At 63.6% G+C, this 22,306-nt stretch carries 20 protein-coding genes and 1 tRNA gene; 12 read left to right on the top strand and 9 right to left on the bottom strand.

Annotated features, from left to right (window positions below; translation table 11 throughout):
- Window positions 1-23 precede the first annotated feature (23 nt).
- Both proB and ACF8GF_RS19580 read left to right on the top strand, forming a co-directional pair.
- Window positions 24-1,142, top strand: coding sequence for a glutamate 5-kinase (gene proB, locus ACF8GF_RS19575; protein ID WP_176685626.1), 1,119 nt, complete (start codon window positions 24-26; stop codon window positions 1,140-1,142).
- Window positions 1,139-1,600, top strand: a complete 462-nt coding sequence (locus ACF8GF_RS19580; protein WP_176685627.1) for a CreA family protein — start codon at window positions 1,139-1,141, stop codon at window positions 1,598-1,600. Before proB ends, ACF8GF_RS19580 begins: the two co-directional genes overlap by 4 nt.
- Before the next feature lie 342 nt (window positions 1,601-1,942).
- On the opposite strand, the gene mksF is transcribed toward ACF8GF_RS19580, so the two are convergent.
- The 3 genes from mksF to mksB are packed head-to-tail and all read right to left on the bottom strand — an operon-like array spanning window position 1,943 to window position 6,757.
- Window positions 1,943-4,774, bottom strand: coding sequence for an Mks condensin complex protein MksF (mksF, locus tag ACF8GF_RS19585; protein WP_176684935.1), 2,832 nt, complete (start codon window positions 4,772-4,774; stop codon window positions 1,943-1,945).
- Window positions 4,771-5,478, bottom strand: coding sequence for an Mks condensin complex protein MksE (mksE, locus tag ACF8GF_RS19590; RefSeq protein WP_003247452.1), 708 nt, complete (start codon window positions 5,476-5,478; stop codon window positions 4,771-4,773). Before mksE ends, mksF begins: the two co-directional genes overlap by 4 nt.
- The gene (gene mksB, locus ACF8GF_RS19595; RefSeq protein WP_003247449.1) at window positions 5,468-6,757 is read right to left on the bottom strand and encodes an Mks condensin complex protein MksB; all 1,290 of its coding nucleotides are present in this window, start codon (window positions 6,755-6,757) and stop codon (window positions 5,468-5,470) included. Before mksB ends, mksE begins: the two co-directional genes overlap by 11 nt.
- 211 nt (window positions 6,758-6,968) lie before the next feature.
- On the opposite strand from mksB, the gene ACF8GF_RS19600 reads away from it, so the two are divergent.
- From ACF8GF_RS19600 to ACF8GF_RS19610, 3 genes are read left to right on the top strand one after another with little or no spacing between them, the layout of a single operon-like run.
- Window positions 6,969-7,754, top strand: coding sequence for an energy transducer TonB (locus ACF8GF_RS19600; RefSeq protein WP_176684936.1), 786 nt, complete (start codon window positions 6,969-6,971; stop codon window positions 7,752-7,754).
- Complete coding sequence (gene rimI, locus ACF8GF_RS19605; protein WP_004575708.1) at window positions 7,751-8,206, top strand: ribosomal protein S18-alanine N-acetyltransferase; 456 nt, start codon at window positions 7,751-7,753, stop codon at window positions 8,204-8,206. The genes ACF8GF_RS19600 and rimI overlap by 4 nt, the downstream gene beginning before the upstream one ends.
- A 57-nt stretch (window positions 8,207-8,263) precedes the next feature.
- Window positions 8,264-8,839 (top strand): D-Ala-D-Ala carboxypeptidase family metallohydrolase, encoded by a 576-nt coding sequence (locus tag ACF8GF_RS19610; RefSeq protein ID WP_392488463.1) that lies wholly within the window; start codon window positions 8,264-8,266, stop codon window positions 8,837-8,839.
- Here the strand turns inward: ACF8GF_RS19610 and ACF8GF_RS19615 are convergent.
- Window positions 8,779-9,696: a LysR substrate-binding domain-containing protein gene (locus ACF8GF_RS19615; protein ID WP_392488464.1), complete on the bottom strand. Its 918-nt coding sequence runs from the start codon at window positions 9,694-9,696 to the stop codon at window positions 8,779-8,781. The genes ACF8GF_RS19610 and ACF8GF_RS19615 overlap by 61 nt on opposite strands.
- A gap of 227 nt (window positions 9,697-9,923) precedes the next feature.
- On the opposite strand from ACF8GF_RS19615, the gene ACF8GF_RS19620 reads away from it, so the two are divergent.
- On the top strand, window positions 9,924-10,538 hold the full coding sequence (locus tag ACF8GF_RS19620; RefSeq protein WP_176684939.1) for a LysE family translocator: 615 nt from the start codon (window positions 9,924-9,926) through the stop codon (window positions 10,536-10,538).
- Window positions 10,539-10,668: 130 nt separating this feature from the next.
- Here ACF8GF_RS19620 and ACF8GF_RS19625 read toward each other — a convergent pair.
- Together ACF8GF_RS19625 and ACF8GF_RS19630 are read right to left on the bottom strand one after the other, a co-directional pair.
- Window positions 10,669-10,745 (bottom strand) — tRNA-Met (locus ACF8GF_RS19625).
- A 95-nt stretch (window positions 10,746-10,840) separates the two neighbouring features.
- Entirely contained in the window at window positions 10,841-11,764 is a 924-nt protein-coding gene (locus ACF8GF_RS19630) for a FecR family protein (protein WP_392460360.1), read from the bottom strand.
- Window positions 11,765-11,957: 193 nt separating this feature from the next.
- On the opposite strand from ACF8GF_RS19630, the gene ACF8GF_RS19635 reads away from it, so the two are divergent.
- From ACF8GF_RS19635 to ACF8GF_RS19645, 3 genes are all read left to right on the top strand, one after another.
- Window positions 11,958-13,172, top strand: coding sequence for an MFS transporter (locus ACF8GF_RS19635; RefSeq protein ID WP_176684940.1), 1,215 nt, complete (start codon window positions 11,958-11,960; stop codon window positions 13,170-13,172).
- Window positions 13,173-13,274: 102 nt separating this feature from the next.
- On the top strand, window positions 13,275-13,412 hold the full coding sequence (locus ACF8GF_RS19640; protein WP_209968068.1) for a hypothetical protein: 138 nt from the start codon (window positions 13,275-13,277) through the stop codon (window positions 13,410-13,412).
- A gap of 83 nt (window positions 13,413-13,495) precedes the next feature.
- Window positions 13,496-14,653: an MFS transporter gene (locus tag ACF8GF_RS19645; RefSeq protein WP_392488465.1), complete on the top strand. Its 1,158-nt coding sequence runs from the start codon at window positions 13,496-13,498 to the stop codon at window positions 14,651-14,653.
- 7 nt (window positions 14,654-14,660) lie between these two features.
- Here ACF8GF_RS19645 and ACF8GF_RS19650 read toward each other — a convergent pair whose 3' ends face one another.
- Together ACF8GF_RS19650 and ACF8GF_RS19655 are read right to left on the bottom strand one after the other, a co-directional pair.
- Window positions 14,661-15,617, bottom strand: a complete 957-nt coding sequence (locus ACF8GF_RS19650; RefSeq protein WP_176684943.1) for a FecR domain-containing protein — start codon at window positions 15,615-15,617, stop codon at window positions 14,661-14,663.
- Window positions 15,604-16,119: a sigma-70 family RNA polymerase sigma factor gene (locus ACF8GF_RS19655; protein ID WP_176684944.1), complete on the bottom strand. Its 516-nt coding sequence runs from the start codon at window positions 16,117-16,119 to the stop codon at window positions 15,604-15,606. Before ACF8GF_RS19655 ends, ACF8GF_RS19650 begins: the two co-directional genes overlap by 14 nt.
- Before the next feature lie 171 nt (window positions 16,120-16,290).
- Here ACF8GF_RS19655 and ACF8GF_RS19660 point away from each other — a divergent pair, with 171 nt between their 5' ends.
- Genes ACF8GF_RS19660 through ACF8GF_RS19670 form a run of 3 tightly spaced genes read left to right on the top strand, consistent with a single transcriptional unit; the run spans window position 16,291 to window position 20,485 of the window.
- The gene (locus tag ACF8GF_RS19660) at window positions 16,291-16,917 is read left to right on the top strand and encodes a DNA-3-methyladenine glycosylase (RefSeq protein ID WP_176684945.1); all 627 of its coding nucleotides are present in this window, start codon (window positions 16,291-16,293) and stop codon (window positions 16,915-16,917) included.
- 47 nt (window positions 16,918-16,964) lie between these two features.
- Window positions 16,965-18,017: a bifunctional DNA-binding transcriptional regulator/O6-methylguanine-DNA methyltransferase Ada gene (gene ada, locus ACF8GF_RS19665; RefSeq protein ID WP_176684946.1), complete on the top strand. Its 1,053-nt coding sequence runs from the start codon at window positions 16,965-16,967 to the stop codon at window positions 18,015-18,017.
- Between the two features lie 56 nt (window positions 18,018-18,073).
- On the top strand, window positions 18,074-20,485 hold the full coding sequence (locus ACF8GF_RS19670) for a DUF3772 domain-containing protein (RefSeq protein WP_339536045.1): 2,412 nt from the start codon (window positions 18,074-18,076) through the stop codon (window positions 20,483-20,485).
- A gap of 385 nt (window positions 20,486-20,870) precedes the next feature.
- On the opposite strand, the gene ACF8GF_RS19675 is transcribed toward ACF8GF_RS19670, so the two are convergent.
- Window positions 20,871-22,301 (bottom strand): aldehyde dehydrogenase family protein, encoded by a 1,431-nt coding sequence (locus tag ACF8GF_RS19675; RefSeq protein ID WP_176684948.1) that lies wholly within the window; start codon window positions 22,299-22,301, stop codon window positions 20,871-20,873.
- Between the last annotated feature and the right edge of the window lie 5 nt (window positions 22,302-22,306).

Consider the following 22,306-nt stretch of genomic DNA (forward strand, 5'->3'; position numbering starts at 1 on the left):
GATTCGACATAGGTTGGAAGAAGATGCGAAGCAAGGTGACGGGCGCCAAGCGCTGGGTCGTTAAGATTGGCAGTGCTCTGCTGACCGCCGATGGCAAGGGCCTCGACCGCGGTGCAATGGCCGTTTGGGTCGAGCAGATGGTCGCGCTGCGTGAGGCAGGCGTGGAGTTGGTTCTGGTCTCCTCCGGGGCCGTGGCCGCCGGTATGAGCCAGCTGGGCTGGACCAAGCGACCGAGCGCGATGAACGAGCTGCAGGCGGCTGCCTCGCTCGGCCAGATGCGCCTGGTGCAGGCCTGGGAGTCGAGCTTTGGGGAGCACGGGAAGCACACCGCGCAGATCCTGCTGACCCATGACGACCTGTCCGACCGCAAGCGTTACCTGAATGCCCGCAGCACCCTTCGCACCTTGGTCGATCTGGGCGTGGTGCCGGTGATCAACGAAAACGACACCGTGGTCACCGACGAGATCCGCTTCGGCGACAACGACACCCTGGCGGCGCTGGTGGCCAACCTGGTCGAGGCCGACCTGCTGGTGATCCTCACCGACCGCGATGGTATGTTCGATGCCGACCCGCGCAACAACCCCGAAGCGCAGTTGATCTACGAGGCCCGTGCCGACGACCCCTCACTGGATGCCGTAGCTGGCAGTACTGGTGGCGCCCTGGGCCGAGGCGGCATGCAGACCAAGCTGCGTGCGGCGCGCCTGGCTGCCCGTTCCGGTGCCCACACCATCATTATCGGTGGCCGCATCGAACGCGTACTGGACCGCCTGAAGGCGGGCGAGCGCCTGGGTACCTTGCTGTCCCCTGAGCGCGGCATGCTCGCTGCGCGCAAGCAGTGGCTGGCCGGTCACCTGCAAACCCGTGGCACCCTGGTGCTGGATGCCGGTGCCGTGCAAGCGCTGCGCCAGGCCAACAAGAGCTTGTTGCCGGTTGGCGTGAAGACTGTGCAGGGCAGTTTCCGTCGTGGCGAGATGGTGGTGTGCGTCGGCCCGGACGGTGTTGAAGTGGCTCGCGGCCTGGCCAACTACAGCGCCCTGGAGGCGCAGAAGATCATTGGTCAGTCGTCCGAAGCCATCGAGTCGATCCTTGGCTACAGCGCCGAGCCGGAACTTGTACACCGCGACAATCTGGTGCTGGTATGAGCCTGCTGAAGAACGTAATCGCTGTGGCAGCGTGCGTGCTGCCGATGTTGGCCGGCGCCGAAGAGGTCGGCCAGGTGTCCACCGTGTTCAAGTTCCTCGGGCCGAACGACCGCATTGTGGTCGAGGCGTTCGACGACCCGAAGGTAGAGGGCGTGACGTGCTATCTGTCGCGTGCCAAGACTGGCGGGGTAAAGGGGGGCTTGGGGCTTGCCGAGGACCGGGCGGAGGCATCGATTGCCTGTCGTCAGGTCGGGCCGATCAACTTCAAGGGTGAGCTCAAGGATGGCGAGGAAGTGTTCAAGGAACGCACCTCGCTGGTGTTCAAGACCATGCAGGTGGTGCGCTTTCTCGACAAGAAGCGCAACACGCTGGTGTACCTGGTCTACAGCGACCGCATGATCGAAGGCAGCCCGCAGAATGCGGTGACTGCTATTCCGATCCTGCCTTGGGCTCATTGATAGCCCGCTCCTGCATACGCATCGGTGGTTGGACGCAGGTCGTCGTAGGAGCGGGTTCACCCGCGAAAGGGCCGGACCTGCTGGCCAATTTCCACCCGCCGTTCACCGTTGCAGTCGCCACCGTATTCGCGGGTAAACCCGCTCCTACATAGCATCGCGCAGGCCGTCGTAGGAGCGGGTTCACCCGCGAATGGGCCGGACCTGCTGGCCAATTTCCACCCGCCGTTCACCGTTGCAGTCGCCACCGTATTCGCGGGTAAACCCGTTCCTACATACGCATCGCGCAGGCCGTCGTAGGAGCGGGTTCACCCGCGAATGGGCCGCAACGCGGCCCCGGCTATCTCAGGCCAGTTCCTCGGTCTGATCCTCACGCACAACCGCTTTCACTTCATCCAGCCGGCTGATGAACTTCCAGTCCGCCTCGTCGATGTAGATGCCGTTCGGCCCGCTGCCACCTTCCAGGTCGATCGCAACGTGCGCCGAGACCTGTGGTTTCACACTCGCCAGGATCGGCACGAAGCCCAGTTGCTGGCTGGTCTCCAGCAGTGCCGCCTGGTTGCGTTCGTCGATGTCTGCCGCTTCGTCCAGGTAGTACGGCAGGCGAATGCGCCCGGCCAGGTCTCGGTCCATCAGGTGCAGCAACAGGTACATGTTGGTCAGCGCCTTGATCGTCATGGTGGTGCCGTTGGACGCCGCGCCGTCAATGTCGGCGTGGATGATCGGCTGGCCATTGACCTTGGTGATCTCGAACGCCAGCTCGAACAGGTCCTTCAGGCCCAGCTGGTTGTGGTTGGCCGCCACCAGCCGTGCCAGGTACTCCTTGGCCTCTTCGTTCTTGTTGTCCTGGTCCGCGCTTTGGGTCAGGTCGAAGACCGACAGGGTTTCGCCTTCTTCGTACTGGCCGGCACTGTGGATAATCTGGTCGATGTGCTTGAGCGCTTCCTTGTTCGGCGCCAGTACCACGCGGAAGCTTTCCAGGTTGGACACCTGGCGCTTGTTGATCTCGCGGTTGAACAGGGCCAGCTGGTGCTCGAGGCTGTCGTAGTCGCTGCGGATGTTGCGCAGGGTTCGGGCGATATCGGTGACCGCGGCGCGGCGTGCCTTGGCCAAGGTCAGGGCTTCGTCGGTACGGTGCGCGTAGGCGTTCACCAGCAGTTGCAGGCGGCGTTCCATGTCGTCTTCGCTGTCGAACTTGGCAACGCCTTTCAGGCGCACCTGGGCGTACAGCGCCTCGATCTGGTTGTCCACTCGCTGCAGGCTTTGCCAGCTGTCCTGGTAGTCATTGAGCAGCGGCAGCAGGTTGTCCATCGAGTCGTCGATGGCTTCCATGTATGGCGTGCCGTAGGGCAGGTCGGCCGGCAGCAGCTGGCGACGGCGCAGGGCGTCTTCCAGGGTGCGCTGCTTGGACTCGAGGTCGCCGAGCTGGCGGCCGACCAGTTGCAACTTGGCTGACAGCTGCTGGACGCGCTCGGTGAAGGCGTCGCTAGAGCGCTTGAGTTCGTCCTGGGCCGCTTCCAGTTGCGAAAGCTGTTCCAGTTTCTCGGGCTCTTCGGCGGCGAGGGTCTGGCTACGGCGGAAGTCTTCCAGCGCCTTCTGCGCGTCCAGCACTTCCTGGTACAGGGTTTCGGTCTGCGCTTTGGAGGCGGAGCGGTCGGCGGCCACGGCCTGCTGGGTCTTGAGCTGCTTGAGTTCTTTTTCCAGGCGCTCTTTCTGGTCGCGCAGGGCGGCGCGGTCGGCCAGGGCCTGCAGTGCCGGCGGGTCGATGTGGGTCAGGTCAATGGCCAGGCCCGGGGCCTCGAAGCGTTCGCCCTTGAAGCCGTCGAGCACCGCTTCCAGCGATTTTACCCACAGGTCGCTGTCGTCCAGCTCGATACCGCGATCGCCCAGCGGCAGGCTGAACAGCGCGCCGTTGAACAGGCGCATCAGGCGGTCGACGTCCTGCTGCGAGAACTCTTCGCGCAGGCGGGCATAGCTATTGTTGTCCGCGTGATCCAGCTGCTGCTTGACCTGCTTCAGGCGTTTTTCCAGGTCGCGTACGCGCTCGTCGAGGTCTTCGGCACTGAACTGGCGTGACTGGGCCAGCGCGCCGGCCAACTCGTCGTGGGCGTCCTTGGCCGCCAGCAGTTGCTGTTCCAGCACCTTGACGTCATCGACCAGCGCAAAGCGGTGCTTGAGCACCGACAGCTCGCCTAGCCAGCGCTGGATACCGGTAATTTCACGCTCCAGGCGCATCAGCTCCTGTGTGCCGCCGCGCTGGTCGTTCTGCAGGCGGTCCTGCTCGCCACGGTAGTGCTCGGACTGGATGACCAACTCTTCCTTGCGCGCCATGGCGTATTCCTGCCAGGTGCCCAGCAGGGTGTCGAGCACAGGCGAAATGCGGTGCAGCTTGCCACGCAGAATGTCGCGCTGGGCCACGCCACCGGCCAGGGCCTCGACCAGCGGACCGGCAGCGACCAGGGCGTTGTAGTCCTGCTCCATGCGGCGTACGTCGCGGAAGGCTTCCTCGCATGCAGCGATGTAGTCGACGCTGCCCGAGCGCAGGCTGTGCTCGAAGGCGTCGAGGAACAGCTGCTTGAGTTTGGCGGCGGTGATCTCACGCATGTGCAGCAGGTTGATGAACAGCGCGCGGAAAGTTTTCAGGCTTTGCTCGCTGGTGGAGCGCAGCGGGATCATGGTCAGGTCCAGCGGCACCGAGGTATGCCCGCCCACCAGTAGTCGGCGCAGTTCGTCCGGCTTCAGTTCGTAAGCCTTGATCCCCAAGCGCTCAAGGTTGGTGAACAGCTCTTTCTGACGCAGGCAGGTGTCGTTCTTCTGGTAGTGGGCCAGGTCCAGTTCGCCCTTGTAGGCGAAGAACTGGTGGCCGAAACCGCCACCCGGGCCGCGCCCGACCACGCCGATCACGTGCGGGCCGTGAGGCAGGCTCAGTTCGCAGAGAATGTACGAGGTATCGCTGGCGAAGTAGAAGCGGCGCGACTGCTCAAGGCTGTACTTGCCGAAGCTCATGTCCGACATGCGTGCCAGGATCGGGAACTGCAGGGCGTTGATCGACGCCGATTTACCCAGGTTGTTGGCACCGTATACCGACAGCGGGTGCTCCAGCGGGAACAGGCCAAGGCTGTAGCCGGCGGTGTTGAGCAATGCGAAGCGGCGGATGCCGTAGCGTTCCTGGCTCATGCGTCAATCTCCTGTTGCTCTTCGCGGATGGCCCGGGCCAGCGCGTCCTCTTCGCTTTCCTCGCCCTGGAAAGGCGTGAGGTCGAGCGGGTCGTCGGTACGGTTGAGTTCTTCGGCGCTTTCTTCCTCGACCAGTACTGGGGTCGGCAGCGGCAGGGCGCTGTGCAGGGTGGCGGCCAGGTCGCGGTCCTGCTGCACCGAAAGGCACACATCGAGGAAGCGGTGCATGGGCGGCAGGAAGCGGTAGATGCCGCCTTCTTCATGGGCGAAGCCGAGCTGGGTCATGCGGCGCAGGATTTTTTCTTCCAGCTCGTCCACGGTCTGCACTTCGGCCTGCAGGAACAGGTCGCGGTACTTGTCCAGCAGCGAGGGCAGTTCGTCGCGGCCGATGCTGCCGCCATCTAGCACGGCCATCGGGTCGCGGCCCTGGTCAGCAAGGTGCTCGACCAGGATGAAGGTGAACAGCGACAGGCGCTGCGCGGTCTTGTTGACCTGCGCGGCGGTCATGTCCGGGACGAAGTAGTAGAAACCACGGGTGTCGCATACCAGTTCGAAGCCCAGGGCCTTGAACAGGGTGCGGTACTGGTCCTGGAAGTTCGACAGCTGGGCGTACAGCTCAGGGTCGCGCCGGCTGACGTGGAAGCCTTTGAACAGCTCGCGGAAGATCGGCGCGAGCTGGGACAGTTCGGAAAGATCAAGATGCATGGGCTGGGCTCGCGTTGGGTTCGGTAGGCGCGCTGGGGGCGTCTTCGCGGCTGGAGGTCAGGGCGAACGAATGCAGGCTGACCAAATGTTCCTGAGTGGTGTATTCGCGGCGGTCGAGGCGTTCGCGCTTGAAGCGCTTTTCCCGCGACAGGCGCGAGAACCAGTACAGCAGCTCGTCGGTGGCGCCTTCGGGCTCCTGCTCCAGTAGCCAGACCATCAGGTCGGGCAATGGCAGGGCCTGTTCGCAGCGTTCGGCCATTTCCTTGACCGTGCGCGGGGCACGGGGCAGGGCGCCGGACTGGGTCTTGTGGGCTTTGGGGAAGCGCGCCGGCTTGGGCTCGAAGCGGGCCAGGGCGTAAACGTAGGCCTCGACCTGGCTGGCACTGCCAAGGAAGGTGCTTTGCGGGCGGGTGAACATCGGCATGGCCGCTTGCGGCACGGCATCGATGCCCTTGCGCCGGATCACCGACAGGGCCAGTGCGGCGCCGCGAGTCACGGCGTTGTGCCGGCGGGCTTCTTCGCGCAGCGGCAGCAGCAGTTCGCGGGCGTGGCGCAGGGTCAACTGGGCGCTGGTCTGCATTTCAAGGATGCGCGCGTGGGTGCGCAGCAGCATGTCGTCGTCGACCAGGTGGCCCAGGCGCGCTTGTTCGCCCAACAGTTTCAGCAGCACGGTCTCGACCTTGCGTACGCCCTGCTCGAAGGCGCCGTCGGCGTTGACCAGCTGAATCATCGGCTCGACGTATTCGTCCCAGGTGGCCAGTACTTCGGCATAACGCTGGCGCAGCGGAATCTGGCGGTTGCTGGTCTTGGCCCGTTCGGCCACGGCCACCAGCGCCTGCTCGTCGTTGTCGAGCTTCTTCAGCACATCGCGCACACGCATGTCGAGCAGGCGCAGCTGGCGTGCCAGGTCGTCGCTGTCGCGGTTGTCGAAGGCATCCTGGATGTGCCCGGCCAGGCGCTCCAGGTGACGCAAGTAGGCTTCGATCTCCAGGCACAGGCCCAGCCGGTGTTCGCGGCGCAGGTAGGCGAGGAAATCGTGGATCTGCGCGTTGAGCTCGAAACGGTTCGGGCTTTTGGCCACCGGGACCAGGATATCCAGGCGGATCCACACGTCGAGTAGCTGGGTGATGTCCTGCGGGGTGCTTTCGAGCTGCTGGCGGGCCACATGCTGGCGCAGTTCGACCAGGCTCAGGGTGCCCTGGTCGAAACGCTCGCACAGCGGCTCGATCAGGGCCCAGTGTTCGGCTAGGGCGCGCAGGACGCGCTTGGGTTCGATCATTGGCTTCGACTCGTTGCCAAGAAAAAGGGGGCGATTGTACTGCATTCGCGGGGGTGGTTTTTACCCCTTGGTCTGTAATGAGAGATAACCATGGGATGTGTAGGTGTAGGGCGTTGTTGATGCGGTGGCGCTCGGTCTGATAGGCGCTGCAAAAACCACGGCGTACACGTTAGAATGCCCAATTGCCTTCACGCCCTCGGATATCCGCCCCTTGCTGACCGAACCCCGTCGCCGCGCCTACCTTTCCGCCATGCAAGTGGTGCACTGGCTGCCGCGTGCCGAACTGCCGTTCGCCGCACCGTCGCGGCCCGAGCTGCTGCTGCCGGTTGTGCCGGTCGAGGACATCGATTTCGAGGTCAGGCCGGCATCGGCAACCAACGAAACGCCCGTCATCCCCCAGGCCCGCTCCGGCGAGCGGCCTAAAATCGAGATTCCGCGCCCGGGCAGTGTGGCAAAACCCGCCGTCAAGCCCGCCGAGGCACAAGAGCAGCCCGCTGCTCCGCGCCCGGCGCCGGTGCCGCCACCGCGCTTTTCGCTGCAGTTGTTGCGCGCCGGCAGTTGCCTGCTGTTGGTGGAACTGGCCACCGGTCAGCCGTTCCAGAGCCGCGATCCCTCCTATCTGCTGCTTAAGGACATGCTGCGCGCTGCCGGCCTGTCCGACGCCCCGCAGATCATCGGCGAGCCGGTGCGCTGGCCACTGCTGGTGCGCGGCAACATGGACCAGGGACCGGAGGCTGCGCGCGATTTCGTCCAGGGCTTCGTTCAGGCGCGCCTGGAAGACGCCCCGTGTACCTGTCTGTGGCTGGTCGGCCTGCCGGCACTGCGTTTTGCCGCCAATGCCGATGCCGACGCCTATTACCAAACCCTGACGCTCGACGGCCTGGGCGACGCCTGGGCATTGCCGGGCCTTGAACTGTTGATGGACGAGCCGCAACGCAAGGCGGACGTCTGGAAAGCCATGCGCCAGCTGATGGCGCGCTGGAAGAGCGTTGAATGAGTGACTCGATCAGCTTCCGCCCGATGACCGAGGCGGATCTGGATGCCGTACTCAAGATCGAATATGCCGCATTCAGTCATCCCTGGACACGTGGAATTTTTCAGGATGCGCTCAAATCGTACGAAGTCTGGCTGATGTTCGACGGCCAGCAGCAAGTGGGCCATGGCGTGATCAACGTGATCATCGATGAAGCGCACCTGCTCAACATCACCGTAAAACCGGAAAACCAAGGGTGCGGCCTGGGCCTGCGCCTGCTCGAGCACCTGATGGCCCGGGCCTATCAGCTCAATGGCCGCGAGTGTTTTCTGGAAGTACGCGCCAGCAACCAGTCGGCCTATCGTTTATACGAACGTTACGGTTTCAACGAAATTGGCCGCCGCCGCGACTATTACCCGATCGCCGGCGGCCGTGAAGACGCTCTGGTAATGGCCTGTACCCTGTTCGAAGACTGATCTTGCAGGGGCGTACCTGGGCGCGCAGGCTTTGTTCTCGGCAGGGACGGATAAAGAATGAGACAACTGCTTTTGGCAGCGGGCCTGTGTATCGCAAGCGCTACCCACGCGGACGAGCGCGACGTGTGGATGTTCGCCCAGTGGGCGGGTGATCATCAAACCCGCCCCTTCCGTGAAATGCTGGTAGATGCCCGGCTTTACGGTGTAGTGCCAATCCACCAGTTGCTGCGCTCGGCATCGGACTGGAAGTTGTGCCACGCATCGCCTTTCGCCGTGCCGCCCCCCGGCAATTGGGCGGCTGTACGCTCGACCCTCGCGTTGATCAAGGCCCTTGACGATCAAGGCATCCTGCGCCAGTTCGAGGTGGTTTCGGCTTACCGTGAGCCGCGCCTGAACGCCTGTGCGGGCGGGGCGGCCAACAGTGCGCATACCCGCGCTTTCGCCGTCGATATACTGCTGCCGGCCTGGGCCGATCCCAATCCGCTGTGCCGTTTCTGGCAGCAGCATGGGCAAACCTGGAACATGGGGCTGGGCCGCTACCCATCAGGCCGTATCCATTTGGATACCGCCGGCTATCGCACCTGGGGTGGCGATGGCAGCGCAGGGGCGTCGTTCTGCATCAAACCCAAATGAGCCAGGCAGCCTCGGCTTTCGTCCATTACCCACTCGGCGAAGCGCTGGCGCTTGCTGCTGTCGGCCAGAGGCTGTGGGCTGAGCAGGTGGTAGGCCGAGCCATCGCGCATAAAACCGAACGGCGCCTGCAACTGCCCGCTGTCGAGTTCGTCGCGCACCATCAGGGCTGAGGCAATGGCCAGGCCCAGGCCGGCGCTGGCGGCCTGAATCGACAGGTAGAAATGCTCATAGTCGCTGCGTTCGCTGTGTCGCGCTTGCTGGCCGCTCAGGCGCAGCCAGGTGGGCCAGGCAGCGGGGCGGGAGGTGCTGTGCAGCAGCCGTTGGCCCTCAAGGAGGGCAGGGGAGGCGCAGTGGCAAACCGGGCCGATCCATTCGTCGCAGATTTTCTGGCTGTACAACTGGTTGTCCCAGTGGAAGTCGTCGCGGCGAATTGCCAGGTCGACACCGTGGCGGACGAAATCCAGCGGGCCGCCTGCGGCGACCAAGTGTAACTGAAGGTCGGGGTGGGCAGCATGGAATCGCGGTAAGCGCGGGATCAGCCAGCGCATGGCGATGGTCGGCTCGCAAGACAGCACCAGCACATTGTCGCGAGCTTGTTGCTGCAGGCGCTGCACGGCGCCTTCGAGTTGTTCGAAGATCGCCTGGGTGGTGCCTTGCAGGGCACGGCCGGCGGGGGTGAGGAAAATGGCCCGGTTTCGGCGCTCGAACAGTTCCACGCCAAGGCTTTCTTCAAGCAGGCGAACTTGGCGGCTGATCGCGCCGTGAGTGACATGCAAGTGCTCGGCGGCACGCACGAAGCTCTCGGTCTGGGCGGCGATGTCGAAGTAGCGGAAGGCGTTGAGTGGCGGCAGTTTCATGATATCCCTGTGCAGCTGTGTCGGGCTCTTCGCGGGTAAACCCGCTCCTACATGGCCACATATTTCCCTGTAGGAGCGGGTTTACCCGCGAAGAGGCCAAGGCAGGCTGTACATATCTGTGAATAAAACTATCAGATTTATCTCAGCATAAATCGATTTTTCCGCATCTGTAAGCGCTCGATAATTGGCGGTCTGTGCATTTCCATCGCCTATCGAGAGCCCTCAGCATGACCGAACTCATCGCCGTCGCCCTGTTCACCCTGCTCGCCGTCATCAGCCCCGGCGCAGACTTCGCCATGGTCACCCGCAGCAGCTATGCGCAGGGCCGCAAGGCCGGGCTGGCTGCCGCCATAGGTATCGCCCTGGGGGTGCAGGTGCATGTGTTGTACACGGTGTTGGGCATTGCCGTGATCATCAGCCAGAGCCCGACGCTGTTCTTCGTCATGAAGGTGCTGGGTGCGGGCTACCTGATCTACCTCGGGTACAAGTCATTGACCAACACGCAACGTATCAGCCTGGACGGAGTTGGCCAGTCTGCTGCCAGCCTACTGCAAGCGCTGCGCACCGGCTTTTTGACCAACGCCCTCAACCCCAAGACCATGTTGTTTGTCATCAGCGCCTTCACCCAAGTGGTTCAGCCTGGTAGCTCGCTGGCGCTGAACTTCGCCTACGGTGCGTTCATGTCCGTTGCCCATTGGCTGTGGTTTAGCCTGGTGGCGGTATTTTTCTCCAGTACGGCATTGCGCAGGGCGATGATCGAGCGGCAAGTGCTGGTGGACCGAGCCATTGGTCTGGCATTGATCGGGCTTGGCCTGGCTGTGGCGGTGACCGGAATACGTTGAGGCGACGATAGCAGCGCCGAAACCTGTGATTCGGCGCCCGGCTGCTGCTGGATTGGTTAGCGCGGGCATCAGTAACTTTTTCGCAGGCAAAGAAAAAGGGCTTACCTTGCGGTAAGCCCTTCGTCTTGTTTGGTGGCTACACAGGGACTTGAACCCCGGACCCCAGCATTATGAATGCTATGCTCTAACCAACTGAGCTATGTAGCCGATGGCGCGCATTATTCTCTTGAACGCCCCCCCTGTCAACACTCATTTCAAAAAAAATTTGCACGCTTTCAAAAACTTAGCGGCCAGCCCCGGTTTCAGTGCACCAGAAGCCAGTACCCGAGCACGTCCAGCAACTGCAACTGCTGGGCTGCAGCCAGGGATTGCAGGCTTTGGCCAGGCCGGTCCAGGTTGAAGTCGCCGCTCACACGGCGATGGGCCACTTGTTCATCCATCATCCACAGGCGCTGCCCTTGGTAACCGGCGAGGCGCTCCAGCACCTGCCTCAATGGCATGTCTGTGGCTTTCAGGCGGCCATTGCGCCAACTGTCAGCGGTTTTCAGATCAGCCTTCTGCACCCGGCCGATGCGTGTGTCATCGAAGGTTACCCGCTCACCTGCCGAGACCATTCGCTGATCCCCCCCCTGGGTGACCATGGCCTTGCCACTGAATACCACGAGTTCGTCACGCCCTGCATGGCGGGCTATCTGCAAGCGCGTGCCGTATACCTGGATGCGTGCGTTGCCAACTTCCACTTCCATGGCCCGCCCGTCGAGCATCACTTCCATATGCACCTGGCCCTGCACCAGGTGCAGTTGGCGGGTGCGGCCGCGCAGGTCGATGTTCATCGCGCTGGCGCTGTCCAGGTTCAAGGTCGTGCCATCTGCCAAGCGTATGCTGCGGCGTTCTCCCTCATCGGTGTGCAGCTCGCTGGTCAGACGCTGCATCAGCGGCCAGTACAGGTAAGCAGCAGCACCCAACCCTAGCAAGAACGCAAGCGCCAACCATTTACCCAGGTGACTGCGACGGACAGTGACATGCCGTGGGCGAGGGCGGGCAGGTGCTGGTTGCAGCTGTTGCCAGAACGTCTCGAGCTCGGCGTAGGCGTGGGCGTTCTCTTGTACCTGGCACCAGGCCGCGAATGCTTGGCGCTGGGTTTCGTCGCAACCGGGTTGGCGCAGCAACGAAAACCACTCCAGCGCGTCCTGCTGTGGGTCGGGCTGCAGCTGCTTGGCGGGCATCGGGCTCATGGGTTAAGTCTGCTCACGACAGGGGCCGTTTCGCCCAACGATGACAGGAGTGTTTAGCAGAGGATGCTAATTATATTGAGAACCATTTTCAAGTGCGTGGTGACAGGGGGATAAAAAAGGTAGCTATGTATCTATTTGTTTCCCGATAATCGGATCCCAAACCTGAGGACGGAGATTTAGGCAAATGGCCACCAGTAGTGCCTCCACCGCATCCCCCCCGGCAGCGGCAAGCCAAGCCACGCCGTTGGTGATGCGTATCATCGGCTTCTGCGCCTTGGCGCACTTGATCAACGACCTGATCCAGGCGGTGCTGCCGGCAATCTACCCGATGCTCAAGGCCAACTACGACCTGAGCTTCGCCCAGATCGGCATGATCACCCTGACGTTCCAGATCACCGCCTCGCTGTTGCAGCCTTGGGTCGGCTTCTTTACCGACCGCCGGCCCACGCCAGATCTGCTGCCGCTAGGCACCCTGTGCACGTTGGTCGGGATCGTGATGCTGGCCTTCGTTGGCAGCTTCCCGATGATCCTGCTGGCGTCGGCGCTGGTGGGCATCGGCTCGTCGACCTTCCACCCGGAAACCTCGCGCATTGCAAGGCTGGCGTCGGGCGGGCGCTTCGGCCTGGCCCAATCGACCTTTCAGGTCGGTGGCAACACCGGCTCCGCTCTGGGCCCGCTACTGGCAGCGGCCATCGTCATTCCGTTCGGCCAGACCCATGTGGCGTGGTTCGGTGTGGCAGGGCTGTTCTTCCTCGGCGTCACCCTGATGCTGCGCGGCTGGTACAAGGAGCACCTCAATCAGGCCAAGGCGCGCAAGGCGGTTCAGGCTACCCACGGCATTTCGCGCAATCGGGTAATTGCGGCGTTGATCGTGCTGGGCCTGCTGGTGTTTTCCAAGTACTTCTACATGGCCAGCTTCACCAGCTACTTTACCTTCTATCTGATCGAGAAGTTCGGTGTGTCGGTGGCCAGCTCGCAGCTGCACCTGTTCCTGTTCCTCGGCGCGGTGGCGGCGGGCACCTTCTTTGGCGGGCCTATCGGCGACCGTATCGGGCGCAAGGCTGTGATCTGGTTTTCGATACTGGGCGTGACGCCGTTCACGCTGGCGCTGCCGTATGCCGATTTGTTCTGGACCACAGTACTGAGCGTGGTGATCGGCTTTATCCTGGCTTCGGCGTTTTCCGCGATCGTGGTGTATGCGCAAGAACTGGTGCCGGGCAGCGTGGGCATGATTGCCGGTATCTTCTTTGGCCTGATGTTCGGTTTTGGTGGCATTGGCGCTGCGCTGCTGGGGTACGTAGCGGACCTGCGGGGTATCGAATATGTATACGGGTTGTGCTCGTTCCTGCCATTGTTCGGATTGTTGGCGGTGTTCCTGCCAAGTACAGGTAAACGCTGAATGCACCGGGGGCCTGGCAGAGGCCCCTGGGCAATTGACGAGCCCCCTGGAGGTGGCTAGAGTGCCGCCTCTTTTTCAATCACCTGCGTAGTAGCCAAAGCAATGCGCCGTACCCAGTCCCTCCCACACACCCGTCAGCCTGCCTTCCAGGCACTGCGTCGTGCATGGCCGAGTGACACGGTGCTCAAGCGCCGCCGCAGCGTGCTGTTTGCCTTCACCTTCTCGCCACACCTCGCCTGAACTGATCTGCGCTTTCGCGTCGCTCGCCATTCTGGCGTGCGCGCCTGTTTCTGCACGTCTTTTCGGTTTGCCAGGAGTGGTACATGAACATGCGTTTATTGGCGGGCTTGTTGTTCGCCGTTTCTGTCGTGGGTTTCAGTTTGGGGGCCAGCTTGCCGCTGGTGTCGTTGCGTCTGCATGAGGCGGGGGCGAGCACACTCGAAATCGGCATCATCTCGGCCATCCCTGCCGCCGGCATGATGCTCTCGGCTTTTCTGGTCGACGTCTGCTGCCGCCATCTCACCCGGCGTACCATCTATCTGCTGTGTTTCAGCCTGTGCACGGTCAGCATCGCCTTGCTCGAGTCGGCGTTCGGCTCGTTGTGGCTGCTGGCGCTGCTGCGCTTGGGCCTGGGGCTTGGCATGGGGATCGCCATCATCCTCGGCGAGTCGTGGGTCAACGAATTGTGCCCCGAACATAACCGCGGCAAGATCATGGCCCTGTACGCCACCAGCTTTACGGGCTTTCAGGTGCTCGGCCCGGCCATGCTGGCAGTGCTGGGCGCCGACAGCCCGTGGATCACGGGTGTCGTCACGGTCTGTTATGGGCTGGCGCTGCTGTGCATCGTGCTGACCGTGCCCAACGACCATGTCGCGCACGAAGAGGGCGAAAAAAGCTTCGGTTTGGCCGGGTTCTTCCGGGTGGCACCGGCGTTGTGCATGGCGGTGCTGTTCTTCTCGTTCTTCGATGCCGTGGTGCTGTCGCTGCTGCCGGTGTACGCCACCAGCCATGGCTTTGCCGTTGGCGTGGCGGCGTTGATGGTGACGGTGGTGTTTGCCGGTGACATGCTGTTCCAGCTGCCGCTGGGCTGGTTGGCCGACCGGGTTGAGCGCACAGGGCTGCACCTGGCGTGCGGGCTGGTGGCGATGGTGATCGGCATCGGTTTGCCCTGGCTGCTGAATCTTACCTGGCTGCTGTGGCCATTGCTGGTGGTGCTGGGCGCGGTGGCGGGGGGCATCTATACCCTGGCGCTGGTGCTTATCGGGCAGCGCTTCAAGGGCCAGGACCTGGTCACTGCCAATGCCAGTGTGGGCTTGCTGTGGGGCGTGGGCAGCCTGGTCGGGCCGCTGATCAGTGGGGCGGCCATGAATGTCGCGCCGCATGGTTTGCCCATGGCGCTGGCACTGATGGCCGGGCTGTTCGTGTCCTTTGCCAGGCAGTCATACCGGCGCCGTGGGCGGATACGGGCTGTGGCGCAGTAGTATTCCTTTACGCCGCGCCGATGCTTACCCAGTAGCGCGTCCTGTACTCGACCCGTACGGGCAGGCTGCGGGTGAGCAGTTGCAGGATTTGCCCGGTGTCAGCCAGCTGATAGGTGCCTGAAACCTTCAAGCCCGCCACTTCTGGAGCGCAGCGCAACAGCCCCGGTCGGTAGCGGCCGAGTTCGCTGACAAACTCGGCAAGTGGCATCTGCTGCACGCTGAGTACACCTTCGGTCCAGCCCCAGGGGTCGTTGTGTAGCGTTCTGGCCTGAATGCTGCCGTTGGTTCCGACTTGCAGGGTTTCACCCGGCAGCACTTGCCTCGCTGAGGCCGAGGCAGGGAACAGCGTGACTTCACCACGACGCACCGACAGCAGCAGTCCCTGGCTGTTATCGCGTAGCAACAGCTGACCATCGAAGGTGGTCAGCGGGCCGACATGGGTGGCGACGTGGAACGGGCGGTTGTCGTTGGGGTTGCTGTCCAGGCTGACTTCGCCATGGATCAGTTTCAGCTGGCGTTGCACCGCGCTGTAGCGCAAATCGATGGCACTGGCGGTGTTGAGCTGGAGACGGCTGCCGTCACTGCCTTGCCATTGGCGCCGTTCGCCTGTGGCGGTGCTGGTGTCGGCCAGCAGCTGTGGCAGGCCTAGCGGTTCGCGCGCGGCCCAGCCCAGGCTGCCGCCCACGGCCAACAGCCCCAGCAATTTCAGGTGGTCCCTGCGGCTGGCTTTTGGGCGCTGGCTAGCGTCCAGGGTGCGTCGGCTCAGGTCCTTGGGCAGCCCGGCCAGTTCATCGCCCAGATTACTGACCCGCTGCCAGGCCAGGCGGTTGTGTGGGTGGCTGGCCAGCCAGTGCTGGAACTGCTGCTCGGTGCGCGGGCTGGGGCTGTCGAAACGCAGCTTCACCAGCCAGTCGATGGCCTGATCGACCTGCACCTGTGCGGGTGTACCCTCAGGCATCGGCATAGCGCAACCGGTAGCAGGCGCCCAGGGCTTTGGCCAGGTCGCGCTCAACGGTGGCCCTGGACACCTCCAGACGTTGGGCAACCTGTACGATGCTCAAACCGTCTAACTGGGCCAGCAGGAACGCTTGGCGGACGCGCGGTTTCAACTGCTGCAAGGCGCGGTCGAGGCGTTCCAGGCTATCGAGGATGACAAGCTTATGCTCTTCGCTGGGCACTTCTGCTTCGGGCAGGTGAGCCAGGCTTTCCTGGTAGGCCCGCTCCAGCGCGCGGCGGCGAAACTGGTCGATCATCAAGCCACGGGCGATGCTGCTGAGGTAGGCGCGCGGTTCTTTAAGCGGCGACACCTGGCGGGCGCGCAGCAACCGCACGAAGGTATCCTGGGCCAGGTCTGCGGCATGTTCACTGCAACCGACCCGGCTGCGTAACCAGCCACGCAACCAGGCGTGGTGAGACTGGTAGAGCAGAGCGACGTCGGTGGGCTTGAGCGTGTCGTTGATCTGCATCGTAGAGAAGGCCCAGTCCAGTGATATGTGCGATTGTGAATAGTTCTCAATTCTATGCGGGGAAGATGGCGCGGAGCAATGGCATGCCAAAGATTAGCTGCGCAAGAACCGGCGTTTGCCCGATGAACGGCTGCGCTAAGCTGGGCCTGCACTCGACTTGATGGAGGTGCCATGATGCTGGCCGACCTTTCGCCTGAGGCCTATCGCGAGGCCACGCAACACCTGGCTGCACTTGACCCGGATTGGTCGCGGCATATCGCAGCGATCGGGCCCTGCCTGCATCAGGCTACGCCGGGACGTGAGCCTTATGAGGCGTTGGTGCGGGCGATTGCCTACCAGCAGTTGCACGCCCGTGCCGCCGAGGCGATCCTCGGGCGGTTGCTGGCGCTGTTCCCGGCGGATGATTTTCCGCAGCCAGAGCAGTTGCTGGCGGTAACCCCGGAAACCCTGCGTGCCTGCGGCTTTTCGGCGAGCAAGCTGGTGACGGTCCAGGGCATTGCTCAAGCCACCCTGGAGGGCCTGGTGCCGACGCGGGAGCAGGCGTTAGCCTTGGCTGACGAGGCGTTGATCGAACGCCTGGTAGCGCTGCGGGGGGTAGGGCGGTGGACGGTGGAGATGCTGCTGATCTATAGCCTGGGGAGGTCTGACATTCTGCCAGTGGACGATTTTGGCGTGCGCGAGGGGTATCGGCGGCTCAAGGGGTTGGAGAAGGCGCCAACACCGGCGCAAATGCGCTCTCTGGGCGGCGCCTGGCGGCCGTTTCGTACCGTGGCGGCCTGGTACCTGTGGCGGGCCTGAGGTTTTTGCATCGCCTGTACAGGCAACAACATATCCGGGAGTCATAGATGAACCTGTACACCACCCCCGACCAACGCTGGCAAGCCGTAGCGTGCCGAGACACTGCCGCAACGGGCCACTTTGTCTATGCCGTACGTACCACCGGCGTCTACTGCCACCCCGGCTGCAAATCACGCCAGGCCAAGCGCATGAACGTCGAGTTCTACGACTCCGCTGCGGCCGCCGAGGCTGCCGGCTACCGTGCCTGCAAACGCTGTATCAGCAAGGCCAGTACCACCCGACATAGCCAGCTTGTCACCCACGCCTGCCGCTTGATCGAAGCCAGCGACCCCGCGCCAAGCCTCGACCAACTCGGTGCACGGCTGGCCGTCAGCCCTTTCCACCTGCATCGGCTGTTCAAGGCTGAAACCGGGGTCACCCCCAAAGCCTACGCCACGGCCTTCCGTGCCCGGCGGCTGCGTGCGCACCTGGAAGACGGCCAGCGTTCGGTCACCGATGCTATCTACGACGCCGGCTACAACTCCAACAGCCGCTTCTACGAAAGCGCCGACCAGCGCCTGGGCATGCGCCCCCGGCAATACCGCGCCGGCGGCGCCGGGGCAACCATTCACTTCGCTCTTGGGCAGTGCTCGCTGGGTGCAATACTGGTAGCCCAGAGCGACAAGGGCATCTGCGCGATTCTGCTGGGCGACGACCCCGAGGCCTTGTTGCACGACCTGCAGGACCAGTTCCCCAAGGCCCACCTGATTGGCGGTGACAGCGCCTACGAACAGCTGGTCGCCGAAGTGATCGGTTTCGTCGAAGCGCCGGCCTTGGGCCTGGCCTTGCCGCTGGATGTGCAAGGCACCGCGTTTCAGGAGCGGGTGTGGCAGGCGCTGCGTGAGGTGCCGGCCGGCAGCCGGGTCAGCTACACCGACATCGCCGAGCGCATTGGCGCCCCCAAGGCTGTGCGGGCGGTAGCCATGGCCTGCGCGGCCAACCCTATTGCCGTGGCCATCCCTTGCCACCGCGTGGTGCGCCGGGATGGCGACATCAGCGGCTACCGCTGGGGCGTGGAGCGCAAACAGCAATTGCTGAAGCGAGAAACGGCACTCTCCTGACTGCCCCAAGCCGCGTAGAATCCCCCGCCAAATCGAATTGCTAAGAGGAATATTCGATGAGGCGTGTCAGCCTTGACCGTTATTGCCCGGGTCTGCTTGTCCTGCTGGCCCTGATGCTGGTACTTGCCAGCCCGGCCTGGTCGGCCCCGGCCACGCCATTGTCCAACCTGGCGGCTGCCGAAGCGCCAGCACTGGACGAAAACGCCAGCCTCGAACAGCTGAGCGACCGCTTGGACCTCATCCGCCAGGGCGTCACCAGCGAGGCCAACGACGACGTGCTGTCGCAACTGCGGCTGGCTGCGATGCAGGTTCAGCGTCAAGCTGATGCATTGAGTGCGCAGCGCACTGCCGATGTGGGAAAGCTCGACGACCAGCTGAAGGTCATCGGCCCGGCCCAGCCGGACGAGGCCGCTACCCTGACGCAGCAGCGCAAAGCGCTGGAGGCCGAGAAAAAGGCGCTGGTAGCCCAGCAGGATCAGGCCACCAAGCTGACCCAGTCGGCCCGCGACCTGTCCACGCAAATCGTCAACCTGCGCCGCAGCCAGTTCAACTCGCAAATCACCAGCCGTGCTGCCTCGCCGCTGAGCCCGGCGTTCTGGCAGAGCATCATCCGCCCCACCCAGGACGACGTGGCGCGCCTGCGTGACCTGCGCGGCGAGGCGGCCGATGCCATCGGCAGCGCCTTCAGCGCCGAAAACCGCTGGCAGTTCGTTGCCAGCCTGGTGGCAGCGATTCTGGTGTGGACGTTGGTGCGGCGCGTGCTTGAACGCATGCTGGCCAGTGCCATGGTCCGCTGGTTGCCCGACGGCCGCCTGCGCCGCAGCGCCTTGGCTCTGGGCGTTAGCCTGGCAACCCTGGGCACCATCGCCGGCTCGGTTTCGTTGCTGCGCTGGGGGCTGGAAAGCAATGCGCAATTGGGTTCGGACATCGCCAGCCTGACCAACCACATTCTCACTCTGGTAGTGTTCAGTGCCTTCATCACCGGCCTGGGCCGCGCCATGCTGATGTTGCAGCGCCCGTCCTGGCGGCTGCCGGCGATCCACGACCAAGTCGCCAGTGCGTTGGGCTGGTTCCCGAAGGTGCTGGCATTGGCACTGATGTTCATGATGACCATGGAGCGCATGAACAGCGTGATCGGCGTCAGTCTGGCGCTGACGGTGGCCGTCAACGGGCTGACCGCACTGGTGGTGGCGTCCACCTTTGCCGGCGCGCTGCTGTGTTACCGCCGCACCCTGCGCAAGCATGACCTGCAGCGCCCGACGGGCCTGGCCGGGCTGATCCCGTTCGTGATGGTCATCTGGCTGACGTTGATCCTGCTGGCACTGTTCACTGGCTACCTGACACTCGCCTATTTCCTCACCGCCAAGCTGTTGTGGGTCAGCCTGGTGATCACCTGTGCCTACTTGCTGACCACCTTCCTCGGCGACCTGTGCGAAACCCTGCTGTCGCCCCGCCAGCCCGGTGGCCTGGCACTGGCCTCGACCCTGGGCCTGGCGCCTCGTCACCAGGCGCAGGTCAGCACCATACTGGCCGGTGTCGGCCGCACCATCGTGCTGTTCCTGGCGCTGTTGCTGGTGTTGATGCCGTCAGGCACCAGCCCCAGCGAATTGCTGCTGAGCCTTGGCGACTGGGATGGGACCGGGGGCAAGCTACTCGGCAACCTTAACATCGTGCCGCAGGACATCCTGCTGGCCCTGGCGATCTTCCTCGGCGGCCTGTTCGCCATCCGTGTGGTCAAGCGCTGGCTAAGCGATCGCCTGCTGCCGGAAACCGACATGGACGCCGGCATGCGCGCCTCGTTGGTAACCCTGGTGGGTTACCTGGGTTTCCTGTTCCTGGCCATGCTGGTGATGTCGACCCTGCGCATCAACCTCACCAGCCTGACCTGGGTGGTCAGTGCCCTGTCGGTCGGTATCGGTTTCGGTTTGCAGCAGATCGTGCAGAACTTCATTTCCGGCCTGATCCTGCTGACCGAGCGCCCGGTCAAGGTAGGCGACTGGGTCAGCCTGGCGGGTGTCGAGGGCGATATCCGCCGCATCAATGTACGCGCCACCGAGATCCAGATGTCTGACCGTTCCACGGTGATCGTGCCCAACTCGCAGTTCATCTCGCAGAACGTGCGCAACGTGACCATGGGCAATGCGCTGGGTGTGGTCAGCATTACCCTGACACTGCCGCTGGAGACTGATGCCAACCGTGTGCGGGAGCTGCTGCTGGCGGCTTACCATGAGCATGAGGCGATTCTGGACGCGCCCGCTGCCTCGGTATCATTCAAGGACCTGACGGCCAGCGGTATGGTGATCGGTGTGAGTGGCTACGTGGCCGGGCCGCGGCAGGTGTCGGGCACCCGCAGCGATCTTTTGTTCACCATTCTTGGCCGGTTGCGTGATGAAGGTATTCCACTGTCTTCGCCGCAGAGCATGGTGCTGGTGCAGGAAGGTGCGCGGTCGGCGGACGAGTCGGTGTAGGCATCGGGGGGCTGTCCAGCTTGTAGGAGCGGGTTCACCCGCGAAAGGGCCGACCCTGCTGGCCAATCCCCACCCGCCTTTCACCGTTGCCGCCGCCACCGTATTCGCGGGTAAACCCGCTCCTACGCAGATTGGTGGTGGACACGCACCGGGGGTTGGACACAGGCCGCCGTGTAGGAGCGGGTTCACCCGCGAAGAGGCCGGCCCTGCTGGCCAATTTCCCCCCGCCGTTCACTGTTGCCGCCGCCACCGTATTCGCGGGTAAACCCGCTCCTACGCGGATTGGTGGTGGACACACCTCGGGGGTTGGACACAGGCCGCTGTAGGAGCGGGTTTACCCGCGAACACCGGCAGAGCCGGTGCCATAACGCGGCCCCTTGCGATATCAGCCCAGGCAGCGCGTCACATGCTTGACCGACTGATAGGCTGACAACCCCCAAGGCCCCAGCTCACGGCCGATCCCGCTGCCCTTGGTGCCACCCCATGACGTCTCGACGAACACCGCCTGCACCGAGTTGATCCACACATGGCCAACCTCCAGCGCATCGGCCACGCGCTCGGCGCGTTCCAGGTCGGCGGAGCACACCGTGGCGACCAGCCCAAAGCGGCTGTCATTGGCTTCGGCAATGGCCTGCTCCTCGGTGGTAAAGCGCCGTGCGCAGAGCACTGGGCCAAAGATTTCCTCGGTCCATAGGCGGCTGTCTTTCGGCACATCGGTATACAGCGTCGGGCTGACGAACCAGCCTTCACGGTCCAGTGCATGGCCGCCAGCCAGGCACTGCAAACCTTCTTCGCGCGCCGTGGCAAAGTAACTGGCCACCTTCAGCCACTGCGCCTGGCTGGTCAGCGGGCCCATGTCGACCTCTTCGGTCAAAGGATTACCCACCCGCAAGTTTTCCAGTGCCGCCTGCAAGCGCGGCAGCAGAGCATCGGCAATGCCGTCCTGTACCAGCAGCCGCGATGTGGCCGAACACATCTGGCCGGCGTTCCAGCTGATGCCGGCAACAATCCATTCCACCGCTTGGTCGACATCGCAATCCTCGAACACAACGATGGCCGACTTGCCGCCCAGTTCCAGCGTCACTGGTCGGCACTGCGCCGAAGCACTGCGCATCACCTGGCTGCCGACGCTGTTGCTACCTGTGAACGACAGCTTGTCCAGGCCGTTGTGGTTGCTTAGCGCGGCGCCGGTCTCGGCCTTGCCGTTGATGATGTTCAGTACCCCGGCCGGCAGGCCCAAGGCGTCGGCGATCTGGCCGTAGGCCTGCTCGATCAGCGGCGTGACCTCTGAAGGCTTGAGCACCACGGTGCACCCGGCGGCCAGGGCCGGGGCAAGCTTCCAGGCGCTGGTCACCAACGGGAAGTTCCACGGCACGATCAGGCCGACCACGCCCACCGGTTCAAGGCGGGTGCGGGCGGTGAAACCCGGCGCAGCCAGCGGCACGGAGCGGTTTTTCGATGGCAGCTGCTCGGCCAGCTCGGCGTAATAGCCAAAGGTGGCGATGGCGTCATCCAGGTCGATTTCCGCTTCGTGACGCGGTTTGCCGTTATTGCGCATCTGCACGCTGACAAGCGCTTCACGGCGCTGCCCGAGCTGCTCGGCAAAACCACGCAGGAAGGCGGCACGTTCGCTGGCGCTGGTGCTTTTCCAGGCGGGCAGGGCGTTGCGGGCAGCGGCGACGGCCTGGTCGACCTGGCTCACGCTGGCGGCCATCAGCTCGGCGAACGGTTGCCCCAGCGCAGGGTCGTTGACGCTGATGCAGTCGCTGCCTTGGCCTTCGACCCAATGGCCGGCGATATAGTGGGAAGTGGTCATGGTCG

Origin of the sequence: Pseudomonas sp. yb_5 (assembly GCF_043103865.1) — a bacterium.
Taxonomy (GTDB): Bacteria; Pseudomonadota; Gammaproteobacteria; order Pseudomonadales; family Pseudomonadaceae; genus Aquipseudomonas; species Aquipseudomonas putida_Y.